Genomic DNA, 19,049 nt, shown 5'->3' on the forward strand with positions numbered 1-19,049 from the left:
CGCCTATAACGCCACCGGGTAACTCCGCAAACCGCCAAATATTGAAGTTTATTATTGATTTTTGCGTAGTAAGGGTATTATGGAAGGCCGATTTTTGCTACGCGAAAATCATTTGCAGAATTTAGGTATAACGTAAAAATTAGTTTTTTGAAAAAGGGGTTTCGACTCATGTCCAGGACTGCAATTACTTTTACGATATCATTTTCTACTCTTACTTTCATCGATGACGGCTGCCTTTTAAATCCTCCAGAGAAATATATTCAACATCACCTTTTTCAATTTTCTTTTTTCTTTCTTTGAGAATATCTTTATGCCACTCCGGAGATTCAATTTCTTCTTTGCATAATGAGTCCCATAACTCTTCCATTACTTGTAAACGTTCAATGGTAGACATTTTCTCTATTTCAGTTAAAAACATAATCACCACCTTATTTATTGAGAGATAACGAGTTATTATACAGTTTCAGTATAACATTCAAAACTTATCAATTATATCGTGTGTACTTACCTAATAAAGTTTATGCACATTTCCTTCTTGTTTAAATACACACCGATACCCTTTATCTACGTAAAACTCCCAGAAATCAGATCCTTCGAGCCTGTGGATTTGCAATGAATTGTGTTTAGTTCCTTAACAAATGTATCTATCTCATATGTTTTAAAATTACCCTCCTTGAAGTTTTTATCGGTCTTTTTCACCTTCTTTTGTACATTGGAAGTCCAAAACCATGCCTGTGAACGTGGGATATTCACTGCCGGCTCTAATATAATCTTTCCCTTCTCCACCCGAAAAGCCAACTGGTCTCCTGCCTTTATATGCAATATTTCCCTGACCTCTTTCGGTATGGCAACCTGTCCTTTTTGAGATATTGTTAATGTCTTCATTTTATGAGATTCCCATAACTCATATTATAAAAACTTTGATTCATAGTAAAATTGTAAAATTATTTTAGAAAACTATCATCTCTATTCATGTATTTCAATATATTTGTATTGTATAATAACGGTGACCAAATTGTGACCAACTCATGCGTAAGTAAAAGGAATAAAATGGAATTACCAGAATTTTGACATGTTGTAAAATTTTTTGTTACAGACAATTTCACTCGGTAGTATCTTCCAGTTGCTCTATAAGTTTCTTTATTCCCATTGCCTGTTCCTGCTGTGGGTCTATCTTCAAGCTTTCTTTCAGGTGAAATAGGGCCGTGTCTCTGTCCTTCCTGTGTTTGAGGATAACTGCCCCCAGATTCATGTGTGCATTTGCATAGTCAGGTTTTATCTGTATAGCTGTCTCAAATTCGTGAATGGCATCGTCATATTGGTGTTTGTCGTTGTACAAAATGCCGAGGTCGTTGTGTGCTTCGGCGTGGTAAGGTTCTATACTAATGGTTAATTTGAACTCACGCTCGGCCTCGTTTATGAGTCCTTTTCTGTAATAAACTATGCCCAGATTGTTATGGGCATCAGGGTATAAAGGATTTATGGAAATGGCCTGACTGAACGCTTGAATTGCATCATCGAACCGCCTTTGTCTGGTAAATACCACTCCCAGATTATTGTGTGCTTTTGTGTGTCTGGGATCTATGGCCAGACATTTTTCGTAGTATTGAATCGCCTCATCAGAAAGATTCATCTTATCATAATAAATGCCAATGTTATTGTAAACATCTGCATCGTTTGGATCAATTGTTAATGCCTTATTGTATTTTTCCAGGGCAGAGGCATTAAATCCTCTTTTTTCATAAGCGTTCCCTAAGTTAATGTGGGCCCTGAAACTGTTTGGTGAGGTTAAGACCGTCTTCGACCATAACTGCAGGCCGTCCTTCCAGTCATTGTTTCTCTTACAAGTTAGGTAGGCATTTCCCGTTAAAATAAAAAATAATATGAAGACGAATAATGAACCTGTTACGTTAAAAAAAGGCGAAAATCCCCCCCACCTTATTCCTCCCCCACCTGCGGGGAGAGGTGAAGGATAAAGGGAACTTGACAATTTCCCTCCTTTTAACAAGAATGGCGAAGCATGAGTACCATTTTGGTTGAGGTTTGTAACACCCTGTTTACTGAGCTTTGATAGTAAATTGGCAATGATCATGCTAAAACCAGCACCTGGTATATACAAATAACGCTCTGCCATGATATTCCCCAATGGAATACTATTCATTACGGGGATGAGTGTGACAAAAAACCAGAGGATAAAAAAGAAAACATACCTATGCTGGGATCGTAGCCGGAATGTAACTATACCTATTACGATAAGAAGTAAACCAGACAACCAAAATGAGGTTTCGGCAGGCGATGCAGAAAAAGGGACTACGTAATCGGCATTCAATTGAAAAGGCAGGAAAAGAAGTTTTACGTAATAAGCCACCACACGGGTCATGGCCAGAAAGTTGACGAAAAGGCTATCATGTGGATAAGAGATTTGTGATTCAGAGGGATTATAGAAAAAGAAAAACCGGTTTAGTATATAAAAAATAGTGATCAAAATAAATCCCATGTAATAATGGGGAAATTTTGGTTTGAAATATGAGAACCTACTTTCTCCACCAGAAAAGGTTTTTTTGAGTAAAAGACCTTGAAAAACAACGTCAAACAAAACTATCAACAAAGGCAAAGTAATTGCCATTTCTTTGGAAAAGAGGCTCAAAAAATAGCAAAATAGGGATAGAGAGTAATAGAGAATGTATCTTCGCTTATTTGACTCCAGATAAAAGATAAAGGCCAGAATCAAAAACAGAAATGCCAGGAGGTCTTCCCGAAAGCCAACGGCATTGACCACTTCCGAAAAGATTGGATATGAAGAGAAAAAAAGCGCTGAGATGAAAGCCGTCGTCCTTTTTTTAAATATTTGAAAGGCAAAAACAAAGAGAAGTGTACTGTTCGCAGCGTGAAGGAGAATATTGGTAAGATGATACCCCAGCGGATTCAAATGCCAGAAGGTATGATCAATAAAATAAGACAAAGTTACTACAGGGCGATACGTCAATTCGGCTGAAAGGACGAAGTATTTGCGGGTAAAAAGATTTGAGAGGTTACTCCACTGCCGTATGAAATAATTATTAATAATAGTAGACTCGTCATCGTAAACAAAGGAGTGTTGCAAACAGTTTAGATAAACAAAAATCGATATAAAAAAGGGTAGCAATAAGCAAAAAATATGGAGACTCTTTTTCAAATTTTCTCAATCCTATTTTGAACGTACACAAACAATGCATAAATGCATATATGCATATATGAAAGAATTGAATCAAACAATATACCAAAGTATTTGTATTTTCAACGTAAAACTTATAAGGATAAGACATTAAAAAAATTACACTTGACAATAAAACTGTGTTATGTAAAATTTGAGCTATATTAATTCCTTATTTATATGATTCGGTTATGAATATCCTCAGTAATAATCCAAAACATTGCAGATTTTATTGGGTAATTTATTACTTTAGATACTATTATAAACGAGGGGGTTCTTAGGGTTCGATATTAAATTAGTAAGATGTTGATATATTGCCCTAAAACCGTTGGTTTTGGGGCTTTTTTTTGCCCACAAATTTTGGTGGAGGTGTAGCTCATGATTATTGTAATGAAGGCCGAATCGGCAAAAAAGGATATAAATCATGTCCTTGAAAGCATAGAAAAGGCCGGATTAAAGGGGGTTCTGTTACAGGGAACGAACCGAAACGTAATTGCGGTTATTGGAGATGAACGGGTATTACCCGCTGATTTTTGGGACGTGATGCCAGGTGTAGAAAAATCAGTCCCAATTCTTGCGCCATATAAACTGGCAAGTAAAGAAGGAAAAGATTTTAGAACGATCATTCATCTGAACAATGGGAAAAAAATTGGCGGTGAAGAAGTCGCCGTTATTGCAGGACCATGCGCTATTGAAAGTAAAGAGCAGATAATTGAAATCGCAAAAAGGGTCAGAGATGCGGGTGCAACTGCATTACGGGGTGGCGCATTCAAACCCCGTAGTAATCCCTATACCTTCCAGGGTCTTATGGAAGAGGGTCTCGTACATTTAGCTCACGCCCGGGAAGCATCTGGCCTGCCCATTGTGACAGAAGTACTTACACCTGAGCATGTAAAATTAGTGAGCAAATACTCCGATATATTACAAATTGGAACCCGCAACATGCAGAATTTTTTACTCCTGCGCGCCGTGGGTGAATCAGGCAAACCTGTGATTTTAAAACGGGGAATGTCTGCCACGATTGACGAATTTCTCCTGGCAGCAGAATATATCCTGGCACAAAATAATCCCAATGTCATTCTGTGCGAAAGGGGTATTCGAACCTTTGAGACCTATACACGCTTTACATTGTCGCTGAGTATTGTGCCACAACTCAAGGAAATGACACATCTGCCCGTCATTGTGGACCCCAGTCATGGAACAGGAAAGAGAAGCCTTGTTAATCCGATGTCCAAGGGCTCCGTGGCAGTGGGTGCAGACGGCTTGTTAATTGAGACTCACCCGGATCCGGAGAAGTCCTTTGTGGACGGGCCGCAAACGATTACCCTTGAAGCCTTTGAAGAACTCATGGAAGAGCTAAAACCTGTAGCAGAAGCTGTCGGAAGAAAAATATAAACAGTGAGAAGAAAAGACAAAGAAATAACGGATAAGAACGAAATCGAGGAGATTCTTTTATCGTCCATGGTGGGAAGATTGGGAACGTGCGCAAATAGGATCCCCTATATCACACCCATGAATTTTACGTATGACAAAGAAACCGCCAAAATATTCCTTCACTGTGCAAATGAAGGGAGAAAGCTTGAAAACATCCGAATTAATCCGAACGTATGCTTTGAGGTGGAAGAAGTCAAAAATGTGATTGTAAAGCAGCCTACTTGTGGATCTTCCGTCGCTTACAGATCTGTTATTATGTTTGGTAACATAAAAATACTTTCTGAAGTCAATGCGAAGAATTACGCCCTCCAGAAACTTGCCGAAAAGTATGCGCCACAAAATCCCAAAGTTCCCTTCACCGATACAATGCTGAATAAAACAAATGTGCTCGAAATAGAAATCAGGGAAATGACTGCCAAAAGAAGTCCTGTTAAACCATCTGTTACAGACCCATCAAAAAAATAACAAAAGTACGAAAGGAACTGGATATAATTTATGGAGATCACGGCATCAAAGAGATTACAGTCTATTGGCGCTTATGCCTTTGCAGAAGTAGACAAAGAAGTCGAAAAATTAAAAGTGCTGGGGATTACCCCGATTGACTTTGGTGTTGGTGATCCTACAGTGCCAACCCCTGATATTGTGCGCAAGGCAACACAAAAAGGAATAACGCTCAGGAGATCTTCAGGTTATCCGAGCTACATTGGCACTCCAGAATTCCGGCAGTCGATCGCCCAGTGGATTCAGAAAAGGTTTGGCATACAATTGGATCCGGCTACGGAGATTTCATCCACCATCGGCTCAAAAGAGGCGGTATTCAATTTTCCCGAGGGAATCGTTAATCCCGGTGATTATGTCATCATCCCTTCCCCGGGGTACCCACCTTACACGCGAGGTACATTATTCGCCGAAGGGATTCCTTATTATGTGCCCCTTTTAGCAGAAAATAAATTCCTGATGGACCCAATACCCATCCCGGAAGAGGTTCGCAAGAAGACAAAGATTATGTGGATTAACTATCCGAACAGTCCCACAGGAGCCGTAGCACCCTTATCATACCTGAAAGAAATTGTCGAATTTTGTAAAAAATATAATATAATCGTCGCTTCGGACGAGGCCTACAGTGAGATTTATTTCCAGGAACCCCCGCACAGTATCCTTGAGATTACAAAAGAGGGAGTTATCGTATTTAATTCTTTCTCCAAGAGGAGCGCCATGACGTGCTACCGGGTTGGATGGGTTGTAGGCGATAAGCAAATTATTGATATATTTAAAAAAGTAAAAACAAATATTGATTCTGGTACGGCCACGTTTATACAAGACGGGGCAATTGCCGCCCTCAGTGACGAGACCCATGTCGAAAAGATGAGAACGGAATACAGGATCAAAAGGGATTTACTGGTGGACGCATTTAAATATATCAACCTCACCGATTGCACTCCGGAAGCAACGATTTATCTCTGGCAAAAGGTACCCGCGGGCATGACATCTGTCGATTTTGCCCGGAAACTCCTTTCTCCCGATATTGCCATTGTAACAACTCCCGGGGCATGGATTAGCGACAAGACAGAAACCGGACTGAACCCAGGCGAAGGTTATGTACGATTCGCCCTTGTACCCAGTATCAAAGATACAAAAGAAGCTGCGCGACGGATCAAAAAGATATTGCCAAAGGTTCTCTAAAGGAAAGATTTCATGAAAAAGCGATTATTTAGCGGGATTCAACCCAGCGGGGACGTACACATCGGCAACTACCTGGGGGCTATCAAGAACTGGGTGCGGATGATTGATCAGTACGACTGCATCTTTTGCATCGTGGATTATCATGCAATTACCATTGAATATAAGCCTGAAGAGATGCAAAAGCGTATCCTGAACGCTGCGGCTGTTAATATTTCGGCAGGGCTTGATCCGGAACGGTGCATCATCTTTGTCCAGTCCTACGTACCCGAACACACGGAACTCGCCTGGATACTCAACACGGTAACCCCCATGGGTCATTTGGAACGCATGACCCAATTTAAAGACAAGTCAAAGCAGCACAGGGAAAATATCAATGCAGGATTATTTACATATCCTGTTTTGCAAGCTGCGGATATCCTCCTTTACAAAGGTGAAGCCGTACCCGTAGGCGAGGATCAGGTACAGCACATTGAACTGGCACGGGAGATTGCCCGAAAGTTTAATATGAGATACGGAGAAACATTTCCCGAACCGGCCGAAGTCCTTTCAGAAGCCCCGCGGATTATGGGGCTCGATGGCAAAACCAAGATGAGCAAGAGCCTGGGAAATTATATCTCACTTGTGGAAACCCCTGAATCGATCTGGAAGAAACTCTCCACGGCGGTAACCGATGAGAACAGAAAGAGACGCACCGACCCCGGCAATCCCGACATCTGCAACCTCTTCACCTTGCATAAGCATTTTTCCAAAAAAGACCAGATTGATCGTATCAACGTAGTGTGCCGCTCTGCAGAAATCGGCTGTATCGAATGCAAAAAGATCTTGTCTGATAATATCGTTGAAGCCCTGGCTCCCATCCGCATGAGGTACGAGCAATTGATACATGACCCAGATTATCTCTTAGAACTATTGCATGCCAGTGCAAAGAAATGTAAGGGTATGGCAGAAAACACCATGGTTGAAGTGAAAAAGAAGATGGGGTTGATGTAACAAAAAAGATTAACCCCAGAGGCCACAGGGAAAAGCTTAAAATGGATTATTTTATAAAGAATATCGTATCGGTATTGAAAGAGGGAACAAACCTTCCAGAACACGAAATAGAAAAACTTATTGAAATACCCCCTGACTTCAAAATGGGTGATTACGCCTTCCCCTGCTACACCCTCTCAAAAATATTGAAAAAGTCCCCGAACATCATCGCCACAGAACTGTCGGATACATTACATACCATTCCCCCAATCACAGAGATAAAGGCCGTTGGCCCTTATATAAACTTTTTCGTGGACAAAGTAACATTATCAGAGCTAGCGTTGAAAATTATTTCCAAAGAACGCGACGGATACGGTAATAAGACCCTTGGCAAAGGAAAGACGGTTGTTATCGACTTCTCTTCTCCAAACATTGCAAAACACCTTGCCGTTCACCACCTTCGATCCGCACTGATAGGAAATGCCATTTGCAATATTTATAAAACCCTTGGTTATACCTGCGTTGGGATCAATCACCTTGGCGATTGGGGAACCCAATTTGGGCAATTGATTGTTGCTTATAAAATGTGGGGAAGTGAAAATGCCCATAAGTCTTACACCGTTACCGATCTGAATAACCTTTACGTAAAATTTCATCAGGAGGCAGAAAAGAATCCGGGTTTAGAAGACGAGGCAAGGGCATGGTTCAAAAAGCTCGAGTCCGGAGATTTTGAGGCAAAAGACCTCTGGCAGCACTTCAAGGACATCAGCTTAAAAGAATTTCAGAAGATTTACGATATGCTTGGGATACACTTCGATGCCTTCGTCGGTGAGAGTTTTTACAATACGATGGTTGAAGATACCATAACGAGGATTAAAGAAAAGGGACTAACCAGGGTTAGCGAGCAGGCACTGATCGTCGATTTGGAGCCTTACAACATGCCCCCATGTCTTCTTCGCAAAAAAGACGATACCACGCTTTACGCCACCCGCGATATTGCAGCCGCAGAATACAGGAAGAAGACCTACGACTTTGACAGGATGATTTACGTGGTCGGTTCTGAGCAAAAGCTGCATTTTCATCAGTTTTTCAAGGTTTTGGAGTTAATGGGATACGACTGGGCAAGCCGTTGTGTACATGTGGATTTTGGACTCATGAAATTTAAAGACGGCAAGATGTCTACCCGCAAGGGAAAAGTCATTTTACTGGAGGACCTGTTAATTGAAGCCGTTGAACGGGTCAAAAAAATTATTGAGGAGAAGAATCCATCATTGGAAAATAAAGAGACCGTGGCAAAGGAAGTGGGCATTGGGGCCGTCATCTTCGCCGATCTCTGCACGAAACGCAGCAAGGACGTAGTCTTTGATTGGGATGAGGTACTAAATTTCGAGGGTGAAACAGGCCCTTATATCCAGTATACCCATGCCCGTCTCTGCAGTATCCTGAGAAAATATGGGAAGCCTGTAACGGCAGACATACAATTTGAATTATTGAAAGAAGATGAGGCTATCATCCTGATAAAATATTTAGGGCAATATCCCACGGTAATCATGAAGGCAGCCGAATTTTACGAACCCTCTTTGATCTGCAATTATCTCATTGATGTGTGTGGCAGTCTGAACAGATTTTATAATGCCCATCGCGTCTTGTCGGATGATGTGGAACTGACCAAGGCAAGAATATTGCTGGTAGATGCCACAGGTCAAGTTATAAAGAACGGCTTAAAAATCCTTGGGATGCAAACGCCAGATCGGATGTAAATGCATATTAATTCCATCCCTTTTGATTGTAGCTCAAAATTAGCATAAATTATGACACAAGAATTTGCTAGAACACCTATTATCGGCCAACAAGGAGAGATTCCCTCCCGTTCATTCTTCAGAAAAACCAAAAAAACTTGCATTCTTCATTATTTTCGTATTATTATACTTTTTAAAGGAAAAGCAATTTCCTATCATCTTGACTTCGCCAAGGAGTGAAGACCATGCAGGAAGCTTGCTCCGCAACAACAAGTTCGAACAGAACCATCAAATGTCCATCAGGCAAGTCGGAAACGGAGCGGAAGCCGAAACTCTTGGACCGTCTTCGTGAAGCCCTCCGCCCTCGTCATTACAGCCGACGCACGGAGCAGACCTATTGTCATTGGGTCAAGTTACAATGCGTGATAAGAAGCACGGCAACTTCTTATATATATTGAAACAGTCTGTGTTTGCCGTTTTATACAGACTGTATAATTATTGTTCGGCATTAAAACGATGAATCAATTCTACAACATCTCCCCTGGCTATGATCTTGCTCAAAGGCTTGTAAAATCCGTCTACGGCATGGCTGGATACTATGACTATGCGGGGCCGTGCTATTTAGGACCAGTAGACAGAGACTACTGGGCGACAGCAGCAACGCCGCATAAATGGACGCTGTTGCACTCAGCAATCTTTGACTTTGAGAAGGCAAGTATTGACCAAGAACTCGATGTGCTGCCTTTGAAGGAAAACGTCGAGTTTTTTTCGAACTACATAAAATTATCTGGCGTCTTGCCGCCAAATTGGCTCAACGAGGCTGAAATAGATTTACACTTTGATAATTTTCAACAGATGCTGGGAACGAGTATAAAGATAACAGCAGAGGCAGCTTTCCAACTGCTCTTTCGGGATGTCGAGTTTCTTTTCGAGTTCCAGAAACTGATCCGGGATACTCTCAAAGAATCAGAGCATGCGCTAGGCACTGAATGGCTCAACAACGAGGGGCAATTCCACAGACCAAATTACCTGCCCAGATGGCTTGAGAAAGCTATTTACCATCGGGATATAGGGCATTGCCGCTCCTGTGGCCAAGACGTTTCTGGTGAAGTATTTCATTACAATCAGTATCACCTTGACCATATGCTTCCGTTATCACAGGGGGGCTGTAACGATCCCACAAATTTTCAATTATTGTGCAAAGAGTGCAACCTTTCCAAAGGCGGACAGTTGATACAACCGACAAACAGGGAATTGCGTTTCTGGAAAGCAGAAAATACCGAACCATAGCTTGGGCGAGGACGCGCATTTCGCTGGTGCTTCATGCGCGCCTGTCAAGCTAGCCGTTAGCAAAAGGAGACAAAGAAATATGAATACCAACGATCTTGATAAAAACTTCCAATCTCTTCTCCATCCTTCGACATTCAATCTCCCGAAGATCACACCTATTTCTCACTGGCTCAGCGGTGATGCCGCATTCGTCCCTCTCAAACAGGCGGTGGATGAACTCGTAGCTTGTGCGCCGAAAGATTACGACGTGCACATCCAAGCATTCAACATCACTGTCAGGGAAATCAGATACATCCGCTTAAACTTGGCCTGAAAATAGGATATTGAATAAATCTCTAAAATAATTTAAAATTCTCTTATGATTATAGATACAATACCACAATTAAAAAAATTATCCAATTCCGAGAAGCTTTTGCTTATCAATGAGCTGTGGGAGTCTTTATCTTTACAAGAAGATGCTTTACCAGTTCCGGACTCTCACAAAAAAATATTGGACGAACGTCTTAGAGAGCATGAAGCAAATCCAGAACAAGGCTCTGCATGGAAAGAAGTAAAGACTAGGATATTGAAGAAAAAATGAACCTTGAAATTTTCATCAAGCCTCGAGCGGAATTCGCGGAACTCTGTGAAATAGTTGAAGAAACAATTGAGCTTTACAAAAAAGATGGAAAACCGCTGCCCCCGCCAACAGCGGGTAAGGACTATGCAAACAGGTTAATACAGATCGCTTGACGTCCAATCTGCATAAATTCAATATAATACCATGTCAGAAGAACGTGTAAAAAAGATACTATCACTCCTTGAAAAGGCATACCCGGATGCAAGGCTTGTACTCCATTACAAAAATCCTCTGGAATTACTTGTTGCTACCATCCTTGCCGCACAGTGTACCGATGAAAGGGTCAATAAAGTAACAGAAACACTGTTCAAAAAATACAAGACAGCGCGGGATTATGCCAATGAGAAGCAAGCGATCTTTGAGCAGGAAATCCGCACTACTGGTTTTTATAAAAATAAGGCAAAAAACATTATTGCCTGCGCGAAAGAACTCGTCGAAAGATTTAAAGGGAATGTACCCGATACCATGGAAGACCTCGTAACCTTGCCAGGGGTAGGAAGAAAAACTGCCAGTGTGCTCTTAGGAAATGTCTTTGGGAGACCGGCCATAGCCGTGGATACCCATGTCTTCCGCGTTTCTCATCGCCTAGAACTTGCCAGGTCTAACGATCCGGACAAGGTCGAACAGGAACTCTGCAAGATCATTCCCCAGGAAAAATGGACACGATCATGCCTTGTCCTGGGAACCCACGGACGACGCACCTGCATTGCACGAAAGCCACTCTGCAATGAATGCGCAGTGGAAAAGTTGTGCAACTCGCCGGAAAAAACGTACAACAGCAAATAGTACCAGGGGATAACTATAATACCTTGTGCATTCATACAGAAACACTCTACAGTCACAGGAAAGGAACGGAAAAATGTATAAACACCCGTCTTGCACACAGGGGCGTTGATCTGTATACTATATTGAAATTACCAGCAATAACTTACACCTTTAAACTTAACAAAACACAACTTAAATTTCCTAATCCGAACGAGTCGGAAAAGACAAAATCAGAAACACGAAATTCGTGAGTCAACCCTGTCAGGGTTTTAAACCCTGACAGGGTTAATACTTTTTGCTAAAAATGTCAAAAGTATCTTTGGAAGATACTAATCATCTTTAATAGGAAAACTTACAAAAAACATTTACCGTGTAATAATAACAACTATTGGAGGTAATGAAATAACTCTCATGTCACCCAACGGACTGGACGCCAAAACATTTTTTGAACGCCAGGGGGGAATCACCTATAATGATTTTATCCTGCTGCCAGGTCATATTGACTTTACTCTCGACCAGATCGGTCTTGAAACCAACTTGACCCGTAACATAAAGGTCAAAAGACCCGTGGTGAGCTCTCCCATGGATACCGTAACTGAATCAAGGATGGCTATCAGTATGGCCATGCTTGGGGGTATCGGTATCATTCATTACAACAACAGTATTGAGGAACAGGTGAAAGAAGTGCGTCGGGTCAAAAGATTCGAGAATGGATTTATTACAGAACCTGTAGTCCTCAGCCCAAACCACACCATCCGGGATGTAGACACCCTCAAAGAAACCTATGGCTTTTCAGGTATCCCAATTACTGAGGATGGCACATTAAACTCGAAACTTGTTGGTATCGTAACCAAGAGGGATATTGATTTTGAGGAAAACCGAACTAAAAAATTAAAAGAGGTGATGACCACCCAATTGGTTACTGCACCAGCCGGTATTTCCCTTGCCGAGGGGAACCGAATACTCAAAGAAAGCAAGAAGGGAAAACTTCCCCTTGTTGATAAGCAAGGCCGTCTTGTATCTCTCATGAGTCGTACCGATTTATTGAAGAATGAGGACTTCCCCTTTGCATCGAAAAACAGGGACAAACAACTCCTCGTTGGGGCAGCGCTTTCTACACGGGAAGATGATAAAGAACGACTAGCTGAACTGGTGAAAGCAGGTGTCGATGTTATCGTTATTGATTCATCACAGGGTGATTCTGTTTTTCAAATTAACACGATCAAATACATCAAGCAAAAATACCCGCAGCTCGATGTGGTGGGAGGAAATGTAGTCACCGCCAAACAGTGCAAATCATTGATTGATGCAGGCGTCGATGCCCTTCGTATCGGCATGGGCAGCGGGTCTATCTGTATTACACAGGACACCCTTGCGGTGGGAAGGGCTCAGGGCTCGGCTGTGTACCATACTGCAAAATTCTCTAAAGAATACGCCAACATCCCTGTTATTGCGGATGGTGGCATAGCTAATATTGGGCACATTGTAAAGGCATTGTCTCTGGGTGCCAGCACGGTTATGATGGGAGGCTTGCTTGCCGGTACCAGTGAATCCCCCGGTGAATATTTTTACGAAGGTGGGGTTCGTGTGAAAAAATATCGGGGTATGGCGTCCCATGAAGCCATGGAAAAAGGAGGAGGAAAAAGGTATCTTTCTGTAGAAGACCGGATAAAAGTTGCACAGGGTGTTACCGGTACGGTTGTAGATAAGGGGTCAGCCATCCATCTTGTTCAATACCTGATGCAAAGCCTGCTCCATTCATTGCAGGAGCTTGGGCTCAGAAACATTCAAGAACTTCATAACGGACTCTACGAAGGTACACTCCGTTTTGAAATGCGGTCACCATCAGCACAAACGGAAGGTGCCGTCCACAACCTTTACTCCTTTAAGGAACCGCACCTGGGTTTGTTACGAATGGGGAGATAAATTTTTTGTAAACGCTCAGCAATCAGCCTTCAGCGATCAGGATTATATTCGATTGGATATGAGAGACAAGGACATCAATTTTTTGAATATTTCAGCTAATTTCCTTACATTATTACTCAAATTTTTGAAATTCAGATTTGTTTGACTATATCCAGAGATTAATAACCCTGGATAAAATAAATACAGATCAAACAACAACGAGTCCCAAAGGGACGAAAGAATCTAGCCAGGGGTGAAAGCCCCTGGAGAAGAAAACATCACAATAATCAGCCCCAGCGGGGCGAAAGAAAAATCCTTACTGACATGAGATTGATTTTTTTCATCTCATTAGTAAATAATAACAATACTCTTTCACCCCTTCGGGGTTTGCATATGTTCTATTCTATTTTCAGGGGGCTTCACCCCCTGCTATATACTAACGGCCTTTCAGGCCTCAAAGATATATAGTCAAACAAAATAGATTTCGAACGCAATATTATGTCGCCATCCGGCAAACTGAAGTTCGCCTTACACAAAGGGCGGCGCTAAATTGTTTTTGCCGAAAATGCAAAAATATTTTTATTAAAAACTTATGGTTTCCTTCATCCATGACCGTTAAACAAAACGCTATAGAAATCGTAAAATCTCTGCACGAACACGGCTATAAAGCTTTTTTTGCAGGTGGTTGTGTGCGCGACATGATCATGGGGAAGGAATCGGCCGATTATGACATTGCCACCAATGCACTTCCCCAGGATGTCATGAAACTCTTTGAGAAGACCATCCCTGTTGGTGTACAGTTTGGCGTAGTAATCGTTGTTAAAAATAGTCACAACTTCGAGGTAGCCACCTTCCGCACGGAAGGTTCTTACAGCGATGGACGTCATCCTGATTACGTAGCCTTTTGTACCCCAGAAGACGATGTAAAGCGAAGAGACTTCACCATCAACGGTCTGCTGTACGATCCCATAAAGAATGAGATACTCGATTACGTTGGCGGACGCGAGGACATTTCTCAGGGGATTATCCGAACTATCGGAAATCCCATCGAACGATTCACCGAAGACAAGCTGCGTATGATACGGGCTGTCCGCTTTGCATGCCGTTTTCATTTCCCCATTCATACCGATACAAAACAGGCGATTATTCAACTTGCAAAGAATATTCATGTAGTCAGCGCTGAACGCATACGGGAAGAACTGGAAAAGATATTAACAGGTCCTAATCCGCATATCGGCATCAAACTCCTGGACGAACTCCATCTCTTGCAAGAGGTATTGCCAGAGGTATCCAACATGAAAGGAGTGCGACAGCCTGAAAATTTTCATCCTGAAGGAGACGTCTTCGTCCACACCCTCTTGTGCCTGTCCAAACTTGCCCCTGTTACTGAACAGGGGATGGAAAAACCATCATTCACATTAGCCATGGGGGTGTTATTACACGATATCGGTAAAACCGTTACGTTTGAGGAGTTGGATCGGATTCGGTTCAATCTGCACGAAAAAGTGGGTGCTGATATGGCTGCAAAGATTTGTGATCGACTGAAGACATCAAATGCTGAAAAAGAGCGGATTGTCTGGCTTGTCCTGAAACATTTATATTTTAAAGATGCCCAAAAGATGCGACTGAACAAACTCAAGAGACTCTTTGCAAATGAAGGCTATCCGGAACTGGCGGAGTTATGCAGGATTGATGCCCTTTCAAGCTGCGGTGACCTATCAGATTATCATTACTGTCAGGAGATGTTCAGCAAACTGACCCACGAAGAGGTCAAACCCAAACCACTGATTACCGGACACGACCTCATTGCCATGGGACTCAGACCCGGTCCTGTGTTTAAAGACATTTTAACAAAAATTGAAGACGAACAACTCGATGGCAACGTTACAACGAAGGATGCCGCCATTGAGGTGATCAGAGCATTGATTTCTCAAATGAAAACTGTACTCAAGTAAATAAACGATATTTTTTGATCATATCGGTATTAAAACAATGGTATCAATTTAGTTTTTTGAAAAATTGTAACTGTGATATATACAATGAAAATGTCAATTTTCATACCCGAAGGGCTTTCTGTATATAGCGGGGGGTGAAGCCTCCCGCAATGAATAATAAATTGGTTAGCCCTGAAAGGGTGATACACTATCTTAATTCAATAACATTGCTCATCAAGGGAGGATTGCAATTGTGCAGTTTCCTCTGTCCTTGTTGGGAGGACTAAGGCGAGAGGTATATAAACTTATTTTGTTGCCATAATAAAAATGGGTAAATGCCAGGACAAAAAATATCCCTGTGAGGACTGTTTTAGCTGCCAGTTTTGTAGCGACGAACGCTGTGCCATGTGTCTGTGCAGTAAGCATAAGGCCAGGCAGTTAAGCGTGGAAGAACAGATCGCCATGTATGAAGCGTTAAATAAGGATACGTTTCGTAAATGAGGGAAACAGTCACAATTCCTAATTCTAACAAGCCAGAACTAAAAAATTTTAGATTTACGATTTCTGATTTGAGATTGAAATCGTAAACCGTAAGTCTAAAATCGCAAATCACAATTTTTCCCACAATTGCTAAAATTTAACTTGTAGTATATTCATGTCTACCCTTTATTCCCAATGTAAAAAACCAGAACTACTCTCTCCAGCCGGTAATAGGGAGTGTTTTTTTGCTGCTGTTGAAAATGGGGCTGATGCCGTTTATTTTGGTTTAGAAAATTTCAGCGCCCGTGCAGGAGCACAAAACTTTACCCTTGAGGGTGCCAGCAAGGTCATCGCTTATGCCCATAAGAGGTCTGTTAAGGTTTATATCGCCTTGAATACATTGATCAAAACACACGAACTGGAAAGGGTGATTGATCTTCTTGTTGCACTGGAAGAACTACAACCCGATGCCCTGATCCTCCAGGATATGGGTCTTCTCTATTTGATACGATCCCAATTCTCCCAATTCAATCTCCACGCCAGCACACAGATGACCATTCACAACCTTGCCGGGGTTAGACAACTGGAAAAGACGGGATTTAAACGGGTCGTTCTGGCCAGGGAACTATCGGTTGATGAAATAAGACATATTTCCCGAAATACCTCAATAGAGACAGAAGTCTTTGTCCACGGGGCATTGTGTTATTCCTACTCAGGGCTCTGCTTTTTTAGCAGTATGATAGGTGGTCGTAGCGGAAACCGAGGGAGATGCGCGCAGCCATGCAGGATGTGTTATAAATCTCCATCGGGCGAAGGAGGGTATCTTTTTTCTATGAAAGACCTCCTCACCCTTTCCCGGATAAACGATTTAATGACGGCAGGTGTCCATTCATTCAAGATCGAAGGGCGTATGAAATCACCGGAATACGTGGCGGTGGTGACAAATACGTATCGCCAGGCAATTGACGGCAAGCTGCAAGATAGAAACGAGGCCATCAGCAGGATAAAGACCGTATTCAGCCGTGAGACAACACATGCATACTTATTTCAGGATAGTAATCAGCGAATTAAAAAAAGTACAAATACCAAATCTGCTCAACATCGAGTGAAAGGCACCACTCCTTACGGAGGAGGGACACGAAAAGTTATTAATTTTACCTCCCCTTTATCCCCTCCTTCGCAAGGAGGGGAAGGAAGGGTGGTTATAAAATCCCCAGAGAGTCCGTTGGATATTGAGCAATTGCCAAATCACAATCAGGTCAAGCCTGCGGATATGATCAATCCATCTTATCCTGCAAACATTGGTTCTTATGCCGGAGAGGTAATAAGGTCGGAAAAGGGCTCCATAGTGATAAGAGCAGATGCCAATATTGGTGTGAGGGATTTATTACAGGTGTTTGAAAATTTTCGGGGAAAACCCACCTTGCTGCATGTTAAGAACATTAAGGTAAATGGGAAAAGGGTATTTGGTGTCAGGGCAGGCGAAATTGCCGCTATCGATTCTGGACAAAAATTTACGCCAGGCGCAAAGCTCTCTATAATTTCTTCCCAAAAGGTCAATGAGGCGTTTGCCTCAAAAATTCCTAAAAAACTTATTCCCTGTAAGGTACCGGTGGATTTGGAAGTCAAAATAAGAACCGATGGGGTATCCATAGGGGGAACGGTAAAGCAAATTTCGCTTACCAAAGATTATCATGTGAAACTTGAGAAGGGAATGAACCGGGTAATTGGGGAAGAACAGATAAGGGACGTCTTTTCTCGTCTGGGTGAGACACTATTTGAGCTGGCGAGCATTCATGCAGATATTTCTGAAAAATTATTTGTCCCATTAAGTGTATTAAACGATATCCGGAGAGATTATTTCCAAAACCTTTGGGAAGTATGGCAAAAGGAGAGGGAACGGAGGTCTCAAGAGATAAAGCAATGGGCAAAGAAAAAATGTATCGATAATACTATAGCGCACCATAGTCGCAACCCAATGCCCCCTCTCTTTCCCCATTTCGCAAGGGGGGACACAGGGGGGTGTAAAGAAACATTCCAGGAAAAGAGGTTTTCTCCAGGTAATACAATAGATGGGAATGGGGGTTTTGGGGACGATATTTTTCATGATAGAATTCGGCTTTCCCTGAAGGTAGATAAATTACATTATTTGAACCATATTTCCTTAGAAAAGATTTATAAAATCTATATTGTATTATCAAACGAACTCCTCACGGTTCTTGTGCCAACAAAAAAGACTGAAACGAATCCCCTCCCCTCTCCCCCTAACGAAGGGGGAGATAAAGAGGGGGTGAAAAGTCTATCCTCGGATGAGATCACTACCAACTCAATGAGAGAAAATAACGTCATAAATACCTTGTCAAAATTTAGAGACAAGGTTGTTTTCTCATTACCGGTCATTATGCGTGACATGGGAAATACTTTCGGGACTTATGGGTATTTTAAAAAGGCCGTGCAGGCGTTGATTGCACAGGGTTACCGACAATTCCAGCTTTCTAATCTAGGTGCTTTAGACTTATTTGGGGGAGAAGACGTGCAATTGTATGCTGACTATTCCCTGTATTGCCTGAATCCGCTTTCTGCAATGAAATTGAGGGAATTGGGGTTTACCCGATATACCTTGTCCCCTGAGGACGACAAAGAGAATCTGCAGACGCTATTTTCTGCTAACGCAGACGTGATCGTCTATCACGATACGCCGCTCTTTACATCAGAAACCTGCGTATGGGCCAATATGAAAAGAACATGCCCTAGAATAAGCCAATGCGGTTTCAGGCAGGTAATGGTAGAAAATGAACATGGTGACCGGTTTACAGCTATAAATGAGCGGTGTAAGACGGTCGTTATTGGCGAACGACCATTCTCCATTACCCATCTTATTCCAAAACTCCTCGATGCCGGACAGAGGGATTTCAGGATTGATCTGTGTTACCGGGATTATAAGCCGGAGATGATAGAGGACATATTCCTGAATTTTCAAAAGAAGAGCAAGATTAAAAATTCAATGATAGGAAATTTCGAGAGGGGGTTGTTATAGC

Annotated in this window: 16 protein-coding genes; 13 read left to right on the plus strand and 3 right to left on the minus strand. The window is 42.1% G+C overall.

Annotated elements, in window-relative coordinates; genetic code table 11:
- Nucleotides 1-217 precede the first annotated feature (217 nt).
- The 3 genes from E3K36_05630 to E3K36_05640 form a co-directional block, all read right to left on the minus strand.
- Nucleotides 218-418: a cysteine methyltransferase gene (locus E3K36_05630; GenBank protein ID MCF6154725.1), complete on the minus strand. Its 201-nt coding sequence runs from the start codon at nt 416-418 to the stop codon at nt 218-220.
- A 146-nt stretch (nt 419-564) separates the two neighbouring features.
- On the minus strand, nt 565-885 hold the full coding sequence (locus tag E3K36_05635; protein ID MCF6154726.1) for an AbrB/MazE/SpoVT family DNA-binding domain-containing protein: 321 nt from the start codon (nt 883-885) through the stop codon (nt 565-567).
- Between the two features lie 217 nt (nt 886-1,102).
- The gene (locus tag E3K36_05640; GenBank protein MCF6154727.1) at nt 1,103-3,103 is read right to left on the minus strand and encodes a tetratricopeptide repeat protein; all 2,001 of its coding nucleotides are present in this window, start codon (nt 3,101-3,103) and stop codon (nt 1,103-1,105) included.
- A 468-nt stretch (nt 3,104-3,571) separates the two neighbouring features.
- Here E3K36_05640 and aroF point away from each other — a divergent pair, with 468 nt between their 5' ends.
- The 13 genes from aroF to E3K36_05705 all read left to right on the plus strand — a co-directional run bounded on the left by aroF (nt 3,572) and on the right by E3K36_05705 (nt 19,048).
- Complete coding sequence (gene aroF / locus E3K36_05645; protein ID MCF6154728.1) at nt 3,572-4,588, plus strand: 3-deoxy-7-phosphoheptulonate synthase; 1,017 nt, start codon at nt 3,572-3,574, stop codon at nt 4,586-4,588.
- Nucleotides 4,589-4,591: 3 nt separating this feature from the next.
- Nucleotides 4,592-5,092, plus strand: a complete 501-nt coding sequence (locus E3K36_05650) for a pyridoxamine 5'-phosphate oxidase family protein (GenBank protein MCF6154729.1) — start codon at nt 4,592-4,594, stop codon at nt 5,090-5,092.
- A gap of 30 nt (nt 5,093-5,122) precedes the next feature.
- Entirely contained in the window at nt 5,123-6,310 is a 1,188-nt protein-coding gene (locus E3K36_05655; protein ID MCF6154730.1) for an aminotransferase class I/II-fold pyridoxal phosphate-dependent enzyme, read from the plus strand.
- A gap of 12 nt (nt 6,311-6,322) precedes the next feature.
- The gene (gene trpS, locus E3K36_05660; GenBank protein MCF6154731.1) at nt 6,323-7,300 is read left to right on the plus strand and encodes a tryptophan--tRNA ligase; all 978 of its coding nucleotides are present in this window, start codon (nt 6,323-6,325) and stop codon (nt 7,298-7,300) included.
- 41 nt (nt 7,301-7,341) lie between these two features.
- Nucleotides 7,342-9,039, plus strand: a complete 1,698-nt coding sequence (gene argS / locus E3K36_05665; protein ID MCF6154732.1) for an arginine--tRNA ligase — start codon at nt 7,342-7,344, stop codon at nt 9,037-9,039.
- Between the two features lie 224 nt (nt 9,040-9,263).
- Nucleotides 9,264-9,476 (plus strand): hypothetical protein, encoded by a 213-nt coding sequence (locus tag E3K36_05670; GenBank protein MCF6154733.1) that lies wholly within the window; start codon nt 9,264-9,266, stop codon nt 9,474-9,476.
- 58 nt (nt 9,477-9,534) lie between these two features.
- Nucleotides 9,535-10,308 carry an HNH endonuclease gene (locus E3K36_05675; GenBank protein ID MCF6154734.1) on the plus strand — a complete coding sequence of 258 codons (774 nt, stop codon included), beginning with the start codon at nt 9,535-9,537 and terminating at the stop codon, nt 10,306-10,308.
- A 79-nt stretch (nt 10,309-10,387) separates the two neighbouring features.
- Nucleotides 10,388-10,621, plus strand: a complete 234-nt coding sequence (locus E3K36_05680; GenBank protein MCF6154735.1) for a hypothetical protein — start codon at nt 10,388-10,390, stop codon at nt 10,619-10,621.
- A 45-nt stretch (nt 10,622-10,666) separates the two neighbouring features.
- Nucleotides 10,667-10,888 carry an addiction module protein gene (locus E3K36_05685; protein MCF6154736.1) on the plus strand — a complete coding sequence of 74 codons (222 nt, stop codon included), beginning with the start codon at nt 10,667-10,669 and terminating at the stop codon, nt 10,886-10,888.
- 183 nt (nt 10,889-11,071) lie between these two features.
- Nucleotides 11,072-11,713 (plus strand): endonuclease III, encoded by a 642-nt coding sequence (gene nth, locus E3K36_05690; protein ID MCF6154737.1) that lies wholly within the window; start codon nt 11,072-11,074, stop codon nt 11,711-11,713.
- 390 nt (nt 11,714-12,103) lie between these two features.
- The gene (guaB, locus tag E3K36_05695) at nt 12,104-13,618 is read left to right on the plus strand and encodes an IMP dehydrogenase (protein ID MCF6154738.1); all 1,515 of its coding nucleotides are present in this window, start codon (nt 12,104-12,106) and stop codon (nt 13,616-13,618) included.
- 587 nt (nt 13,619-14,205) lie between these two features.
- Complete coding sequence (locus E3K36_05700) at nt 14,206-15,552, plus strand: CCA tRNA nucleotidyltransferase (protein MCF6154739.1); 1,347 nt, start codon at nt 14,206-14,208, stop codon at nt 15,550-15,552.
- Nucleotides 15,553-16,186: 634 nt separating this feature from the next.
- Nucleotides 16,187-19,048, plus strand: coding sequence for a U32 family peptidase (locus E3K36_05705; protein MCF6154740.1), 2,862 nt, complete (start codon nt 16,187-16,189; stop codon nt 19,046-19,048).
- Nucleotide 19,049: the final 1 nt, after the last annotated feature.

Origin of the sequence: Candidatus Brocadia sp., from assembly GCA_021646415.1 — a bacterium.
In the GTDB taxonomy this organism is placed as follows: Bacteria; Planctomycetota; Brocadiia; order Brocadiales; family Brocadiaceae; genus Brocadia.